A 16,900-nucleotide genomic window follows, 5' to 3' on the forward strand; every position below is an offset into this window, starting at 1 on the left:
GTCTGCCCCCTTGTCTAAAGTGTATCCCAGAATGGCATGCCGACCAGTGTGGCCAGCCCGATAATGGCATAAGCGATGACGCGATAAAACCGTTCCCTCTCGGGCCGGAACAGCGCCTGTCCGATCAACGCGCCCACGCCGTAGGGGATCAACAGCAGCGATCCCAGCGCCACAGCCTGCGCGGTCAACACGCCCTGCGCCGCCATCAGCGGCAGCATCAAGAGACTTGTCGCGGTCAGAAACACCACCGTGGTGGCACGCGTCGTGGCGATGCCGTCGCGGCCGGCCAGTTGAAACAGGACCATGATCGGGCCGGTCAACCCGCTCAGACCGCCGATGAACCCGGCCGCCCCGCCGATCATCACGCGTGTTGGCAATGTCGGCTCCACGCTGTGGCGCCACCCGGCGATAAGCGCCGCCAGTGTGACGGTACAGACCACCACCACGACCCAGCGAATTGCCGTCACATCCGCCACCCGCAGCACCCAGATGCCAAAGGAAGCGGCCACAACCGCCGAAAGGATCAACACCGCCACCGCCTTGCGGTTGACCAACGGAAGCGCCCTTGGAAACACCGTGACCAGCGATGACATGGCCGAAACCGAAAACGCGGCGATGGCCATGACCGGGGTCAGAAAGATCACCGACACCGGCATGTAGATCAGCGCAGCCCCGAACCCCGCAAAGCCATAGACGATGCCCGCGACGATGGTGATCAGAACAAGCCAGACAAGGCCCGGTGTCGTCAACGCCGCAAGCAGCGCATCAAGCATCCACGTTCGCGAATTGGTTGCCTGTGGTGTCCGTCGGCTTGGTCCAGTCACGCTTCACGCCAAGCCAGAGCAGGATGGCAGAGGCCACGAAGATCGACGAATAGGTGCCGACAATCACACCCCAGATCATCGCGAACACAAAGCCGCGGATCACGTCGCCGCCCAGCACGAACAGCGCGATCAGCGCCAGCAGCGTGGTGACGGATGTCATGAATGTCCGGCTCAGCGTTTCGTTGATCGAGATGTTCAGAACCTCCTTGAGGTCCTTTTTCTTGTATTTCACAAGGTTCTCGCGCACACGGTCGAAGACAACCACCGTGTCGTTCAGCGAATAGCCCACAATCGTCAGCAACGCCGCGATGATCGCCAGATCGAACTTGATCTGGATCTCAGAAAAGATCCCGATGGTAAGAATGACGTCATGCACAAGCGCAATCACCGCGCCAAGCGCAAATTGCCATTCAAAACGCAGCCAGATGTAGATCAGTACCGCGCCGATGGCCAGGATGACCGCAATTGCAGCCGTCTGGATCAATTCACCAGACACCTTGGGCCCAACGGATTCGACCGAGACAAACTGAATGTCCGGCACAACTTCGGCCAGCGCCGCCTCGACCTGTTCGATCACCGCCGTGCTGACCGCCTCTTCGCCGTCCTGCGCCTGAATGCGCACCATGGCGACGTTTTGATCCGGGCCGAAGGTCGGGTCGAAAACCTCGGAAATGGTGATGTCACCCAGACCCAGCGCACCGATGGCATCGCGGTACATGCCGACATCCAACGGTTGCGCGCTTTCGGTCCGGATCGTCGTGCCACCGCGAAAGTCGATGCCATAGTTCAGCCCCTGCAGGATGAACGACCCGAACGAGATCACCATCAGGACGGCAGAGATCCCGAACCAAAGCTTCCAGCGGTTGAAGAAATCGAAATTCGTGTTCTCTTTGACCAGTCGCAAACGCATATCAGGCCGAACCCTTCCTTATACTTCGATTGTCTTGGGACGACGGCGTTCGAACCACATCACGATCAGAAGCCGTGTGACGAAAATGGCCGTGAAGACGGACGTCAGGATCCCCAGACCCAATGTGATGGCAAAGCCGCGCACCGGGCCAGAACCCATGACAAACAGAATCACCGCCGTGATGAACGTGGTGATGTTGGCGTCCAGAATGGCCGACAGCGCCTTTTCGTATCCCAGTTCGATCGCGCGCGCCGGGCCTCTTGCCGTTTTCAACTCTTCGCGGATTCGCTCAAAGATCAGCACGTTGGCATCCACCGCCATGCCGACCGTCAGAACGATCCCGGCAATGCCCGGCAAAGTCAGAGTTGCGCCGATCATGCTGAGAAGGCCAAAGATCAACCCGATATTGATGATCAGCGCGATATTGGCAAAGAGGCCGAACAGGCCATAGCTCAGCGCCATGAACACAAGGACAGACACAAACGCGACAACGGTTGCAATCTTGCCCGCGTCGATGCTGTCCTGCCCAAGTTCCGGCCCGATGGTCCGCTCTTCGAGGAAATCCAGACCGGCTGGCAATGCCCCTGCCCGCAAGAGCACGGCCAGTTGGGTGCTTTCCTCAACCGAGAAACTGCCGGTGATGATCCCCGAACCGCCGGGAATATGGCTCTGGATCACCGGATCCGAAAGCACTTCATCGTCCAGCACAATCGCAAACGGGTTGCCGATATTGGCCGCAGTATAATCCCCGAATTTTCGCGCGCCGGTCGGGTTGAAGCGGAAATTGACCGCCGGACGCCCGTTCTGGTCAAATGACGGCTGCGCGTCGACCAGTTCCTCACCACTCACCACCGGGGCCTGTTCAAGGATCACAAAGCCCGACTGGTTCAGATAGGGCAGGATTTCATTGCCAACGCCGGGGTCGGCATTTGCATCATCCGTGCGCCCCAGAACCGGTTGGAATGTCAACTGCGCCGTGGTGCCGATGATTTCCTTGAGTTCCGCAGCAGACCCGATGCCCGGAACCTGGATCAGGATGCGGTCGCTGCCCTGCCGTTGAATGGTCGGCTCACGCGTGCCCACCTCGTCGATCCGTCGGCGGATGATCTCGAGGCTTTGCTGCATCGTGCGCTCATCCGTGGCGATCTGCTCGGCCTCGGACAGGGTCACGATGATCTCCGATCCCTCGGCACGGACATCGAGGTCATTGTTCAGCGAACCGGTCAGTGACACCACAGGCTGCGCAAGGCCGCGCACAAGTTCAAGCGCACGCGCCATATTCTCAGGCTGAGAGATGCGCACCCGAAGCTCACCCTCAGCCGACGGTTGAAGCCGGATCGTGCCGACCGTGTCGCGTTCGGGGCGCAACACATCGCGCACTTCCGGCCACAGCGATTCCAGCCGCGCCTCGTAGACATCCTGCACGCGCACTTCGGCCAGAAGATGCGCGCCACCACGCAAATCAAGGCCAAGATTGACCAGACCAGACGGCAAGAACCCCGGCCAGCCAGCGCTTTGCGCCAGAAGTTCTGGTGTCTCGCCCGTCTGCTCTATCGCCGCAATCGCGTCATTGTGCTGTTCGACACGAGGATAAAAGACGTTGGGCAGCGCCAGACCCAGACCCACCACCACAGTGGTCCAGATCAGAATGCGCTTCCAGAGATCGATCTGAAGCATGAGCGAACGGTCCGATGCGGGCTGGGAAAATCAGGTGTTGGCAGGTTCGGTCTTGGACACGACCTGGGCGATGGTGTTCTGCACCACCCGAACCTTCACGCCTTCGGAAACCTCGACGTCCAGTTCGTTGTTTTCCTTGACCTTGACGACCTTGCCGATCAGTCCACCCTGGGTGACCACAACATCGCCGCGACGCAGGCCCTGGACCATTTTCTGGTGTTCTTTCAGTTTTTTCTGCTGCGGACGGATCAGCAGGAAATACATGATCGCGAAGATCAGGATAAGCGGGACAAACTGGGCAATGGCGTTGCCGTCCATGGGCGTGCTCCTTGAAGATGGCGGGGCACCCCCCGCTTGAGACTTGTCGCAAAATTTGGGCGATACCTATGTTGCCATGCAGTGCTTTGCAAGCCGGGTTCGGTTCTGTGCGACCCCGTAAATGTCGCGCCACAAAAGCGGTCGACCGCTTTTGCAAAAATCGTCGACGATTTTTGGCCCGCCCCTTGTGGCAGGTCCGCATTTTTGACTTAGGTCAGGCATGATGCGCATGTTGGCGGCCCCTGTCCTGTTTTTTCTTGCAACTGCCGTGCTGGCGCAAGACTTGCCTCTGCTCCCGGCACACGATCATGCAACCTGGCAGGCCGTCGGGCGTATCAACGCGGCTGGCTATCGCAAACGCGAGATGTGTACCGGGACACTGATCGCCCCCGACCAGGTTCTGACCGCCGCCCATTGTGTCGCGGGCACCGATGGTGTGGCCCCCCCACCCGAAGAGTTCACCTTTGTCGCCGGGTGGTTGCGCGGCGTGGCAGAGGACAGCGTGACCGGCACTGCCATCTGGGTGCATCCTCTGGCCTATGCCAGTGGGGATCTGGATGTGCGGTATGATCTTGCCATCCTGACGCTTGACCGCGCCGCAACCGTCGCGCCGCTGACTGTGGCACAGGCCGGGACCGCTGCGCCTTACGGGATTGTCGCCTACTCGACCCGCCGCCCGCACATGCTCAGCGCTGCTTTCGACTGCACGGGTCAGCCGGCCGGGTTTCTGCTGAGTCTTGATTGCCCGGTGCGGCCGGGAAATTCCGGCGGGCCCGTGCTGGCGCGGCAAGGCGACACCTGGGTGATTGCGGGTGTGATCAGCGCCATGGGACAGACCGGCGCACTGGCGGTGCCTGTGTCGCGCCTTCCACAACCCTGACCCCCTACCCAACGCCGACATTCCGGTGCATAAGGCCGCCCATCACAGTTGCGAGTCAGAAGGACAAGACCCATGCATGACATCCGAGCCATCCGCGAGAACCCTGCCGCCTTTGACGCGGCATTGTCGCGCCGTGGGTTGGAGCCGGTCTCGTCCGAAGTGCTGCGCATCGACGAAGCCCGCCGCGCCGCCATTCTCGAAGCGGAAACCGCGCAGGCCGACCAGAACAAGGCGGCCAAGGAAATCGGCAAGGCCAAGGCCTCGGGCGACGAGGCCGCGTTCCAGAAACTGCGCGATGAGGTGACCGCCAAGAAAACCGCCGTCGCCGAGATGCAGGCGCGCGCCAAGGAGCTGGACGACACATTGCAGACCCTGCTGATGGGCCTGCCCAACCTGCCCTTTGACGATGTGCCGGACGGCGCGGATGAAGCCGACAATGTGGAAGCCCACCGCTGGGGCACGCCGCGCAACTTCGATTTCCCCCCCAAGGAGCATTTCGAGATTCCCGCAGTCCAGCCCGGCATGGATTTCGAAACCGCCGCCAAACTGTCGGGATCACGTTTTGTCGTGATGTCCGGCGCTGTGGCGCGGGTACACCGGGCGCTGGCGCAGTTCATGCTGGACACGCATATCTCCGAGAACGGCCTGACCGAGACCTGGACTCCGGTCCTTGTCCGAGACGACATGATGTACGGCACTGGCCAGTTGCCGAAATTCGGAGAGGACAGCTACCAGACCACCAATGGCTGGTGGCTGGTGCCGACGGCCGAGGTGCCCCTGACCAATATCGTCAACGGCGAAACCGTCGACGAAGACACCCTGCCCCGACGATATGTGGCCCACACCCAGTGTTTCCGGTCCGAAGCGGGCAGCGCCGGGCGCGACACCTCCGGCATGCTGCGCCAGCACCAGTTCGAAAAGGTCGAAATGGTGTCGATCACCCATCCCGATCACAGCCGCGCCGAGCTGGACCGCATGACGGACTGTGCGCAGGGCATCCTCGAACGGTTGAACCTGCCCTATCGGACGGTTGTGCTTTGCACCGGCGACATGGGATTCGGCGCGCGCCGCACCCATGACATCGAGGTCTGGCTGCCCGGTCAGAACACCTATCGCGAGATCAGTTCGGTCTCGGTCTGTGGCGATTTTCAGGCGCGGCGCATGACCGCACGCTTCAAACCGTCCAGTGGCGGAAAGCCCGATTTTGTGCATACGCTGAACGGGTCCGGCCTTGCCGTCGGGCGCTGCCTGATCGCGGTTCTGGAAAACGGACAGCAGGCGGATGGATCCGTCACCTTGCCAGAGGCCCTGCATCCCTGGCTGGGTGGCAAGACGCGGATTTCGGCGGATGGGGTGATGGACTAACATGACACGGCTCTGGGCAGGTCTGGTTCTGCTGGCGGCGATCCTCTTCGCGGCCTCACCTTTGTTCACCGATGGGTTCAACGGGTTCGAGCCAGGCCAATTCCCGGTGCCGCAGGACGATCCACCGGTGCAACCGGCCGGCTACGCCTTTTCGATTTGGGGTCTGATCTATCTCTGGCTGATCATCGGCGCCGGGTTTGGCCTGCTCAAACGCAGTGATGATCCCGACTGGGAGGCGATGCGCGCACCCTTGGTGGTCAGCCTTGTGATCGGCGCAGCCTGGTTGCCGGTGGCCAACGTGTCGCCGGTGATCGCCACCATTCTCATCTGGGTCATGCTCGGCACTGCGTTTCTCAGCCTGTTTCGCGTCGGCGACACGGATCGCTGGTTTCAGCAAGCCCCGGTTGCAATCTACGCGGGCTGGCTGACCGCCGCGTCCTCTGTGTCCATCGGGCTGCTGCTGGGTGGGTATGGCCTGCTGAGCGGAACCTGGGCGGCCATCGTCGCGCTGTCGTTCGGGTTGGTGATCGCGCTGGTGGCGCAGTACCGCCTGCACCGCGCGCCCGAATACGGGGTGACGGTGATCTGGGCGCTGATCGGTGTGATCGTCGCCAATACCGGCCCGGTCAACATCGCGGTGGTCGGGTTGTGTCTGATAGGGATTATGTCGATCCTCGCCCTGCGCGGCACCGACACCGAGTAACGAAAAAGGGCTCCGGTTTCCCGAAGCCCCCACATGACGGAATGATGGTCCCGATCAGTTGCTGACGAGGATTTCAGCGTCCTGAGCGGCGGTCAGTTCGTCCATGCTGACGTCGCCATCCGCATCGGTATCGACCTCAGCGAAGACGTCTTCAGTCAGGTCCGGATAGGCGACCATCAGCTCTTCCATCGAATAGCTGCCATTGCCATCGGTATCTTCCACCGCAACCTGCGCGTACGCCAAACCGGCAGTCAGCGCGACAGCGGTTCCAAGGGTCACAACCAGGGTTTTCATTTCGTTCAACACTCCAAAGCGGACGGTGCCGCAAACAACGGCTCAACGCCGTCAGGTGCGGATATAGCAAGCCGTTTGGCCGCCACAAGATACTGAAATAAGTGCGTGAACGGCGACAGGCAACTTGCCGCTCAGGGTTTCTTTGGGCCCGAAAACACGGGGGGGTTTTTGTGGGGCGGCCCCCCCAATTCCCAACCTACCCCATGGCGCGCAGACGTTTGATCAGGCTCGAGGTGTCCCAACGCGCACCACCCAGCTTTTGCACATCCTTGTAGAACTGATCCACCAACGCCGTCACCGGCAGCGACGCCGCGACTTCATCCGCGGTCTCAAGACAGATGCCAAGATCCTTGCGCATCCAGTCCACCGCAAAGCCGTGATCGAATTTGTCGTCGATCATTGTCTCGTAGCGGTTCGACATCTGCCAGGACCCGTCAGCGCCCTGGCTGATCACCTCGACCACCGCGCGGCCATCCAACCCGGCCTTCTCGGCGAAATGCAGCGCCTCGCTCAGCCCCTGGACCAGACCGGCAATGGCGATCTGGTTGCACATCTTGGTCATCTGCCCTGCGCCGCTTTCACCAATGCGACGGCAGATGCGGGCATAAGCGTCAATGATCGGCTCGGCTCTGTCAAAGGCCGCCTGATCGCCGCCACACATCACCGACAGCGCACCGTTTTCGGCCCCCGCCTGACCGCCCGAGATCGGCGCGTCCACAAAGGCGATGCCCTTGTCACCGGCCGCCGCGTAAAGGTCTCGGGTGACTTTCGCGGACACGGTGGTGTGATCCACAAAGATGCTGCCTTCGGACATGTCAGCAAAGGCACCTTCCTCACCCAGACAGACGCTGCGCAGATCGTCGTCATTGCCGACACAGGACAGGACAAAGTCACATCCCGCAGCCGCTTTGCGTGGTGACGTCGCGTGTGCGCCGCCAAATTCATCAACCCAGCTTTGGGCTTTGGAGGTTGTCCGGTTGTACACGATGACATCATGTCCCGCCTTGCTCAGATGTCCCGCCATCGGGTAGCCCATGACCCCCAAGCCCAAGAATGCCACTTTTGCCATGCTGCGATCTCCCTTTCTCATGCGAATTTTTCTGCTGCCATTACCTGACGCCGCACCGCCCCCTTGGCAAGGGCTTGCGTGTTCTGTAGGGCCATCGCAAGTATCCGTAATTGGCTCCGAACCCCGGTTCGAAAGGTGAAAACAACGTGGCGCTGATCTTCAGAACCCTGGTTTGGCTGACCACGGCCTTTCTCGTTCTGGGGACGATCGGCGTGCTGACCGTCTACTATCTCGCCTCGCGGTCCTTGCCGGATTATGACAAGATCATTCCGGTCTCGGGACTGACCGCAGATGTCGAGATCGTGCGCGACAATTCCGGTGTGCCACACATCTTTCCGACCTCGGATCGCGATGCGTTCTATGCACTGGGCTATGCCCACGCGCAGGACCGGCTGTGGCAGATGACCCTGATGCGCCGCACCGCGCAGGGGCGCTTGTCGGAACTGTTCGGCGCGCGCACCGTGGAGACCGACAAGTTGCTGCGGCGGCTCGATCTTTACCCCCGCGCCGTGCAATCGGTTGACTCACAGGATGCAATGACGCGCGATGCGCTCGATTCCTATGCCGCCGGGGTGAATGCCCGCATCTCTGAAATCAACCGCGACAGCCTTGGCCGGGGTGCGCCCGAATTTTTTGTCTTCAACGCCCCACTGGCCCCGTGGCAACCCGCCGATTCCATCGCCTTGGTCAAGCTGATGGCCCTGCAACTTTCGAGCCACCTGAAAGAAGAAGTGCTGCGCGCCCGCACATCACTTTTGCTTCCGGACGAGAACCGTCTTGCCGACATTCTGCCCGACATCCCCGGTCAGGGGGTCGCCGCCCTGCCCGAATACGCGGCGCTGATGCCCGGCCTGTCCGGCGCGACGCAGTTCGCCCGGACAGACCCCGATCCGCTGTTCTGGCCGGTTGCAGAGCGCGGATTGGCAGGTGCGTCGAACGCCTGGGCTGCGGACGAGTCGCGTTCGGCCACCGGATCGACCCTGATGGCCAATGATCCGCATCTGCAATTCACCGCGCCGGCGACGTGGTATCTGGCCCGGATGCAGTTGTCTGCGGGCGGGGTGATCGGGGCGACCATTCCCGGCATTCCCGCGATCATGGTTGGCCGGTCCGACTCCATCGCATGGGGGCTGACCTCGTCCTATCTGGACGATCAGGACGTGTTCATCGAAGAGCTCAACCCGGACAACCCCGAAGAATACCGCACTCCTGACGGGTTCAAGGAATTCGTCACCCGCAGTTCGATCATCGAGGTCAAGGATTCGACACCTCTTACCCTGATCCTGCGCTGGACGGACAATGGTCTGGTGCTGCCATCGACGCAGTTCGATCTGGGGACGATCACGCCGCGCGATCATGTGGCCGCCCTGGGCTGGACCGCGCTCAGCACGCGCGACACCTCCATGTCGGCGGCCATCGGGCTGATGTATGCACAATCGGTTGAAGAAGCGCTCGAGGTGTCAAAGGACTTTGTCGCACCATCGCAGAACCTGACCGTGATCGACGGTGACAGCATTGCCATGAAGATGATCGGGGCGATGCCGCGCAGGGATGCCCAGCATCAAAGCCAGGGCCGGATGCCGTCTTTGGGCTGGCGCGCCGAAAACCGCTGGCAGGGGATGTTGCCGGACGATGCCAACCCGGTGTTTGTCAATCCGACGGGCGGTATCGTCGGCAACACCAACAACAAGATCGTCGACCGTCCGTTCCCCCTGCATGTAAGTTATGACTGGGGTGACAGCCAGCGGGTCATGCGCTGGCAAGGACTGATGCAGGGCCGCGAGGTCCATACCCGCGACAGCTTTATCGAAGCGCAGCTTGACACCGTGTCGATCACCGCCCGCGCCCTGCTGCCACTGATCGGGGCGGATCTGTGGTTCACCGGAGAAGCCGCGCCGGAAGGCACACCAGAACGCCTGCGCCAGCGCGCGCTTGAGCTTTTGGCGAACTGGAACGGCGAGATGAATGAACATCTGCCCGAACCGCTGATCTATTCGGCGTGGCTGCGCGCGCTTCAGGATCGCCTGATCCAGGATGATCTCGGGCCTCTGGCGGCAGACTTCACCCGCGTCGAGCCGCTGTTCATCGAACGGGTCTACCGCGATGTCGACGGGGCCAGCGCGTGGTGCAACGTGATCCGCTCGGCGGCCGATGAAACCTGCACCGATATCGCGCGCCTTGCGCTGGATGATGCGCTGGTCTGGATTTCGGAAACCTATGGCACCGCGCTGGAATCCCTGCGCTGGGGGGATGCGCATCAGGCGACCCATGACCACCCGGTTCTGGGAGGCGTCCCGATCCTGCGCTATTTCGTGAACATCCGCCAAAGCACGTCCGGAGGGGATCACACGCTGATGCGCGGACGTGGATCGGGGGAAGGCCCGAACCCGTTCCTGAACGTACATGGCGCCGCCTATCGCGGCGTCTATGATTTTGCCGATCCCGACAGTTCGGTCTTTATCCTGTCGACCGGGCAGTCGGGGCATTTCCTGTCGCGGCACTATGATGACCTGGGGATCCTGTGGCGGCGGGGCGAATATATCCCGATGTCGCTGGATGCCAACCTGGCGCGGGCGGCCTCGGTCGGTGTGACGCGGCTGGTGCGGCAGTGATCGGGTTTCGAATGGCCTGTGGCCATCCGACAGGCGCGCGCTGCGCGCGCAGAGGGGGCTCTGCCCCCGTCGCCCAAAGGCGACTCCCCCGAGGTATTTGTGGCCCAAAGAAACCAGAGACGTCCGGCACGCGGATTCGTCAGAGTGTTTCGAACTGCCGCGCGTCCTTGGCGGACCAGCGCACACGGAGCGTATAGCCGGTCTCATCCTGCGTTTCGTCCTCGACCAGCGCCTTGTCGAAGAGCCAGGCGCGCTTGCGCCCGTCTTCGAAGCCCAGATGTACCGTCTCTTCCCGCCGGTCACCTTCGAGCATGTGGTTGACCGCGTCCAGCAGAGGGCCAAGCCCCTCACCGGTCAGGGCGGAGGTGGCGAACACCCTGTCATCCCGTTCGGCACGCGCCTGTGCGGCCACCCGGTCTTCGGCGTCCATGACGTCGATCTTGTTCCAGACTTCCAGCAGCGGTGTTGTCTCGGTCACACCGAGGGAGTTCAGGATATCGCGCACGTCCTGGGCCTGATCTTCGCTGGCGCTGTGGCTGATATCGCGCACATGCAGAATCAGATCGGCGGCCAGCACCTCTTCGAGCGTGGCGCGGAAGGCGGCGACCAGTTCGGTCGGCAGATCGCTGATGAAGCCCACCGTGTCCGACAGGATCACATCCGGTCCATCCGGCAGCTTGACCGCCCGCATGGTCGGATCGAGTGTGGCAAAGAGCATGTCCTTGACCATCACCTCGGCACCGGTGAGGCGGTTGAACAGCGTCGATTTGCCTGCGTTTGTATAGCCCACAAGCGCCACGATCGGATAAGGCACCTTGGCGCGGGCGGCGCGGTGCAGGCCGCGTGTCTTGACCACCTTGTCCAATTGCCGGCGCAGACGCACCAGTTGGTCGTCAATCGCGCGGCGGTCGGCCTCGATCTGGGTTTCGCCCGGACCCCCAACAAAGCCAAGCCCACCCCGCTGCCGTTCCAGGTGAGTCCAGGCCCGCACCAGCCGCGTGCGCTGATAGCTGAGCGCGGCCATTTCCACCTGAAGCACACCTTCGCGGGTTGCCGCGCGGTCGCTGAAAATCTCGAGGATCAGCCCGGTGCGATCCAGAAGCTTGACGCCCCAGGCCTTTTCCAGGTTGCGTTGCTGGACCGGCGTGACCGGGCCGTCGACCAGCACCAGTTCCACGTCCTGCGCCTTGATCACCGCTTCCAGTTCCTTGATCTTTCCGGACCCGAACAAGGCTCCGGGGTGCGGTTTGGGCAAACGGACGACATTGCTCCCCATCACCTCGAGGCCGGGCAAGGCCGCCGCCAAAGCCACGGCTTCTGCCAAGGCAGGTTCGGGCGCGCGCCGCGACCGGTCGCTGGTGATGTCAGGATGCAGAACCCAGGCGCGGGTCACATGCGGGTCGTGTTCTTTCAACTTTCGCCTTCGCCGTCATACAGATTGATCGGCTGTGCTGGCATGATGGTCGAAATGGCGTGCTTGTAGACAAGCTGTGACTGGCCATCGCGCCGCAGCAGCACACAGAAATTGTCAAACCAGGTGATCACGCCCTGCAATTTGACGCCATTGATCAGGAAGACAGTCACCGGCACCTTGGTTTTGCGGACGTGGTTCAGAAACGCGTCCTGAAGATTCTGCCTATCAGATGCCATAAAAATTGCCTTTATTCTTGCTCTTGCCGTGCGGAACGTCGTGATTTCACGCCACTATGTCTTGGGGTTCGCTTAAATTCCAGAGGAAAAACAAGGAAATTCTGCAAGTGTGCAGCTATGGCTCAGTCGCGCCAGAGATCCGGCGTCAAAATGACCACCAGAGCCAGCATTTCCAAGCGCCCCATGATCATCGCGATGGCGGCAATCACCTTGGCTCCGGGCGCCAGTTCGATCAGTGTCAGACGCCCCGCCTGCACCACCTCGACCAGCGGCCCGCAGTTCGACAGGCTTGCCACCGCCAATACCAGCGATTGCTCGAACGGGATGCCGAACGCGGCAAAGGCCACGGTTGTGCCAGCCAGCGTGATGGCGAAAATCATGAAGAACACCCAGGCGATGAACGCGCCTTCGCGCCGTGTGCGCCGGGACACCAGACCCGAGCGACCAACCGAGGACGGATGCACAAGGCGATCGACCTCGCGCATGCCGTTGACGATCAGCGCGAACACCCGCAACAGCTTTACCCCACCCGCTGTGGTCGCCACGCCCCCCCCGATCAGTGCCAGACCCATCAGAATCAGCCCCGGCGTTTCAAGCCCGGACCAGGCCTGTGCATCCACCCAATCCACGCTGGCAAAGCCGTGGGTGGTCAGGAAGGACAGAACCGTAAACGCCGCCCCCCAGAACGCCCGAAACGCTGCGACAAAGTTGTTCTGATCACCCAGGTCGAGCGCTGCCACAAAATGGCGCAGCAAAAGCAGGACCGGAACCAGCAGCACGATGGACAGCCCAAGCCGGAATTCGGGATCGTAAAACAGTCCCGCCTTCTGCGCGTTGCCGGTGTCTTGCGAAAACGTCATGCGAGACAGCGCGAACAACAGGAACACCGCCATGATCGCCTCTCCGGCGATACCGCTGCTTGCCCCGGAGGGACCGCCAACCGGCGAAATGCCCGACGTGGACATGACGCTCATGGCATGGGTGAGCGCCACAAATGGCGTGTCCCCGACCACCAGCAGCAACACCCAAAGCGCCAGCGTCAACAGTGTGTAGGACGGCACCAGCACAGCCGCGCTGCGCGCCAGTCGACTGGCCGGATTGGCAGTGTCGCGCCGCGCTGCCCCGGCCACGACGTCCTGTCCCGGCTCGCCCAGCGATGTCACTTCGAACCCGCCAAGGTTCAGCGGGGCCAGGATCGCCGCCGCCGCCACCCACATCAGCAGCCCCCCCATCCAGCCGACCTGCGCGCGCCACAGATGTTCGGCCATCGACAACCGCTCGGGCGGAAACAGCGGCATGCCCGTGGTCGACAGGCTCGACACCATTTCAAGATAGGCGTTGAGAAACGTTGTCGTCTGAAGCGACTCGTAGAACGGCACCGCCAGAATCGCGGGCAACAGAAGGAAACTGCCCAACAGCGCAAGCAACTGGCGCATGGCGTTGCGGTTGTGCGGACGGTTGGCCAGCGCAAGCCCGATCAGCGAACACACGACCAGCCCGACCAGCCCGGAATAGAAGAACGCCCGCGCGTCCTGAAAGGCCTCGTTCCACAACGCCACGCTTGCCGGGACAATCATCGACGCCGAAGCAAGGGTTGTCAGAAGCACCAACAGCGGCAGGCGATACAGAAGCGCCATGATTCAGAAGAAGTCGATCGAGACCTGAAGCAGGCGTTCGACCTCCGAAACATCCTTGGCCAGGGTGAACAGCACCACCTGGTCACCTTCTTCGATCACCATCGCGCCGGTTGGACGCCGGACCTTGCCGCCCTTGCGCACGGCCCCCACGATCACCCCTTCCGGGAAGTCGATATCGCGCAGCTTTTGCCCCGCCATCGGTGAGGTGGAGAGCACTTCGGCTTCGATCACCTCGGCCTCGGCATCGCCGATCGAATAGACCGACCGCACGCGGCCGTGGCGGAAATGGCGCAGGATCGAACTGACCGTGACCGAACGCGGGTTGATGTAGGCATCAATTCCCAACGGCTCCATCAGAGGTTCCAGTGTCGGATCGTTGATCAGCGCAATCGCCATCCGGCAGCCTTCGGATTTCGCCCGCACAGCCGCCAGCATGTTGGTCTTGTCGTCATCGGTGACACACAACACCGCATCCGCCCGTTCGATATTGGCTTCGGCCAGCAACGTCACATCAAGACCGTCGCCGTTCAGGACAATTGTCCGTTCCAATGCCTCGGCCGCGCGTTCGGCACTTCTGCGGTCGCGTTCGATCACCTTGACCCGGATCCGGTCGGCCCGCTCTTCAAGATGTTTGGCGACCATCAGGCCAACATTGCCGCCGCCGATGATCACCACCCGTTCCTGTTTGCGGTGGGTCTTGCCGAAAATCTCGAGCGTGCGGCGCACGTCTTCGTTGTGCGCCATCACATAACAGGCGTCCCCGGCAAAGATCTGGTCCCCGGATTCGGGCGCAAACAGCGTCCCTTCCCGTCGGATGCCGACCACGATGGTGCGCAATGTCGAAAACAGGTCCGTAAGCTGCTTCAGAGGCGTGTTGATGATCGGGCAATCGTCGTCGATGGTCAGCCCCATCAGCGCAGCCTCGCCATCCAGAAAGGTCTCCGTATCAAACGCAGCAGGCGCATTCAGCCGTTGCAGCGCCGCCTCGGCCACCTCCATCTCGGGGCTGATCACCACGTCGATGGGCATGTGATCGCGCCGGTAAAGGTCGGAATAGATCGCCGTCAGATAGGATTTCGACCGCAGCCGCGCGATCTTGCGCGGGATCGAGAACACCGAATGCGCCACCTGGCAGGTCACCATGTTGACCTCGTCCGAATGCGTCGCCGCGATGATCATGTCCGCATCCCGCGCCCCCGCCTGGTCAAGCACATCCGGATAAGACGCAAACCCCGCGATCCCCTGCACATCCAGAGCATCGGTCGCCCGGCGCACCAGTTCGGGATTGCTGTCGACCACCGTGACGTCGTTTCGCTCCCCCGAAAGGTGCCGCGCGATCTGCCAACCGACCTGACCTGCTCCGCAGATGATGACCTTCATGTGCTTTGCCCGCGGACGGGCCCCTTGGCTATGGCGCAGGCTTCTGTTTGGCAGAGGTGGGGGGTGGGGTCAATTGGCGAGGGGATCAGCCGTGGACAGACCGCATGTGTTGACCACACCGGGTAAACATATCCTGACGCAAAAGCCCGCGAAGACACCAACCTACCCCAAGGCGTCGGCACCGCGCCAGCTGGGCAGCACCATCTCCACCCAGGAACGCATTTCGTTCTTGCCGCTTCGAAGCACGCCACCGTGAAGCTCGGCAATCTTCTTGGCCAAGGGCAGTCCCAGGCCAAGGCCGCCACGCGCCCGGGTCATGACAGCCTCTCCGACCGCGAAAGGACGGTCGGATCGTTCAGCCTGACCTTGCGCAAGGCCGGGTCCCTCATCGTAACATGTCAGGTGTAACGTCCTATCATCGCCCCGGGAAGCGACCAGTTCGATATGGCCTTCGCCATGTGTCGCGGCATTTGTCACCAATGACGACAATGCCAATGACAGCTGTTCCCCGTCGCCCCGGATGGTCTGAGTGTCGCCTGCACATCGCTTTTGGACGTTGCGGTGCGATGCAGTCACGATGGGTTCAATGGGATGGACGACAGCGTCAAGAAGCCCGTCACACGAAAAGACCTCTTCCGCGAGAAAAAGTTCGCCATTCTGCAATTTGGAAAACCCGATGATATGCTCAATCAACTTGTGCAGATGCTCGCCCGAGGCGGTAATCGCCGAAATCGACCTGTCAGTGAACTTACCTGCAAGGTCGGCATCCATTTCCAACTCACCGGAAAGATGTGCCTTCAAAAGCCGCGCATTCCCCAAAAGCACTGTCAAAGGTGTACGAAACTCGTGCCCGACCAGCGCCAGAAACTCTTGCTGCGCTTCTGAAGCGATCTGATAGCGTTTGCTTTGATTTCCGCCGGTTCGATCCGCGTGCTTTTGTTCAAGATGTGTCACGACCTCATCGGCAAAGGATTGCAGTTTGCGGATCGCTTCCTCGGAGGGCGCTTCATGCGGTGTGACGTCGATTGCACAGACGCTGCCCACACGAAATCCCGAGCTTAGAATGATAGGCGCACCGATATAGAAGCGGATCTTGGGTTCCAGCGCGACGGCGGGATGATATTTCAGCTCGGGATGTTCAAGCGTGTCCGGCAAGACCAGCGGCTGCTCGGACATGATCGCCCGCGAACAGATCGAGTAATCGCGCGGCGTGGAGTCCAAGTCGACACCGGTTTTCGCCAAGAACCACTGGTGATCCGACTCCACAACCGAAACAAGCGCGGCAGGCGTTTCGAAAATGTCCGAGACACGCTCAACGATGCGCTGCACAAAGTCATCGGTCCGCCGTTCCGAACCAATCACCTCGCGAATTTCTTTCAGCCGCGCGTGTTCGTTGATTGCAAACGGGAATGCTATGTTCGACCGATCCATTGTGTAGCCCCTTTTTCGTTGCAATCGAAATCGACGCTGACCACTTATTGTTCACTTCAGGTTCGAAGCGCCCATTCCAGTTCATCTTGTGAATACCAAAGCCATTTTATCAAATTAACGTGTCCGCCGCAAAAACTGTTCCGAGGGACT

15 protein-coding genes are annotated in these 16,900 nt (G+C 61.3%); 4 read left to right on the top strand and 11 right to left on the bottom strand.

Annotated features, from left to right (window positions below):
• Positions 1-14 precede the first annotated feature (14 nt).
• From ACTIEN_RS08065 to yajC, 4 genes are read right to left on the bottom strand one after another with little or no spacing between them, the layout of a single operon-like run.
• The gene (locus ACTIEN_RS08065) at positions 15-773 is read right to left on the bottom strand and encodes a sulfite exporter TauE/SafE family protein (protein ID WP_439522612.1); all 759 of its coding nucleotides are present in this window, start codon (positions 771-773) and stop codon (positions 15-17) included.
• Positions 766-1,734: a protein translocase subunit SecF gene (secF, locus tag ACTIEN_RS08070; protein WP_439522613.1), complete on the bottom strand. Its 969-nt coding sequence runs from the start codon at positions 1,732-1,734 to the stop codon at positions 766-768. Before secF ends, ACTIEN_RS08065 begins: the two co-directional genes overlap by 8 nt.
• 18 nt (positions 1,735-1,752) lie before the next feature.
• Positions 1,753-3,411, bottom strand: a complete 1,659-nt coding sequence (secD, locus tag ACTIEN_RS08075) for a protein translocase subunit SecD (RefSeq protein ID WP_439522614.1) — start codon at positions 3,409-3,411, stop codon at positions 1,753-1,755.
• Between the two features lie 30 nt (positions 3,412-3,441).
• The gene (yajC, locus tag ACTIEN_RS08080; protein WP_439522615.1) at positions 3,442-3,729 is read right to left on the bottom strand and encodes a preprotein translocase subunit YajC; all 288 of its coding nucleotides are present in this window, start codon (positions 3,727-3,729) and stop codon (positions 3,442-3,444) included.
• 229 nt (positions 3,730-3,958) lie between these two features.
• On the opposite strand from yajC, the gene ACTIEN_RS08085 reads away from it, so the two are divergent.
• From ACTIEN_RS08085 to ACTIEN_RS08095, 3 genes are all read left to right on the top strand, one after another.
• On the top strand, positions 3,959-4,609 hold the full coding sequence (locus tag ACTIEN_RS08085; protein WP_439522616.1) for a trypsin-like serine peptidase: 651 nt from the start codon (positions 3,959-3,961) through the stop codon (positions 4,607-4,609).
• A 72-nt stretch (positions 4,610-4,681) separates the two neighbouring features.
• Positions 4,682-5,974, top strand: coding sequence for a serine--tRNA ligase (serS, locus tag ACTIEN_RS08090; RefSeq protein ID WP_439522617.1), 1,293 nt, complete (start codon positions 4,682-4,684; stop codon positions 5,972-5,974).
• 1 nt (position 5,975) lies between these two features.
• Complete coding sequence (locus tag ACTIEN_RS08095) at positions 5,976-6,677, top strand: hypothetical protein (protein WP_439522618.1); 702 nt, start codon at positions 5,976-5,978, stop codon at positions 6,675-6,677.
• Positions 6,678-6,731: 54 nt separating this feature from the next.
• On the opposite strand, the gene ACTIEN_RS08100 is transcribed toward ACTIEN_RS08095, so the two are convergent.
• Complete coding sequence (locus tag ACTIEN_RS08100) at positions 6,732-6,971, bottom strand: EF-hand domain-containing protein (protein ID WP_439522619.1); 240 nt, start codon at positions 6,969-6,971, stop codon at positions 6,732-6,734.
• Positions 6,972-7,167: 196 nt separating this feature from the next.
• Complete coding sequence (locus tag ACTIEN_RS08105; protein ID WP_439522620.1) at positions 7,168-8,061, bottom strand: NAD(P)-dependent oxidoreductase; 894 nt, start codon at positions 8,059-8,061, stop codon at positions 7,168-7,170.
• A gap of 125 nt (positions 8,062-8,186) precedes the next feature.
• Here ACTIEN_RS08105 and ACTIEN_RS08110 point away from each other — a divergent pair, with 125 nt between their 5' ends.
• Entirely contained in the window at positions 8,187-10,652 is a 2,466-nt protein-coding gene (locus ACTIEN_RS08110) for a penicillin acylase family protein (protein WP_439522621.1), read from the top strand.
• 139 nt (positions 10,653-10,791) lie between these two features.
• Here the strand turns inward: ACTIEN_RS08110 and hflX are convergent, their stop codons facing one another.
• From hflX to ACTIEN_RS08135, 5 genes are all read right to left on the bottom strand, one after another.
• Entirely contained in the window at positions 10,792-12,066 is a 1,275-nt protein-coding gene (hflX, locus tag ACTIEN_RS08115) for a GTPase HflX (protein WP_439522622.1), read from the bottom strand.
• A complete protein-coding gene (hfq, locus tag ACTIEN_RS08120; RefSeq protein WP_439522623.1) occupies positions 12,063-12,302 on the bottom strand; it encodes an RNA chaperone Hfq in 240 nt (79 codons plus the stop codon). Before hfq ends, hflX begins: the two co-directional genes overlap by 4 nt.
• A 122-nt stretch (positions 12,303-12,424) precedes the next feature.
• Entirely contained in the window at positions 12,425-13,939 is a 1,515-nt protein-coding gene (locus tag ACTIEN_RS08125) for a potassium transporter TrkG (RefSeq protein WP_439522624.1), read from the bottom strand.
• A gap of 3 nt (positions 13,940-13,942) precedes the next feature.
• Positions 13,943-15,319 (bottom strand): Trk system potassium transporter TrkA, encoded by a 1,377-nt coding sequence (gene trkA / locus ACTIEN_RS08130; RefSeq protein WP_439522625.1) that lies wholly within the window; start codon positions 15,317-15,319, stop codon positions 13,943-13,945.
• 162 nt (positions 15,320-15,481) lie between these two features.
• Positions 15,482-16,750, bottom strand: coding sequence for a GAF domain-containing sensor histidine kinase (locus ACTIEN_RS08135; protein ID WP_439522626.1), 1,269 nt, complete (start codon positions 16,748-16,750; stop codon positions 15,482-15,484).
• Between the last annotated feature and the right edge of the window lie 150 nt (positions 16,751-16,900).

This window comes from Marivita sp. (assembly GCF_051859345.1).
Taxonomy (GTDB): domain Bacteria; phylum Pseudomonadota; class Alphaproteobacteria; order Rhodobacterales; family Rhodobacteraceae; genus Marivita.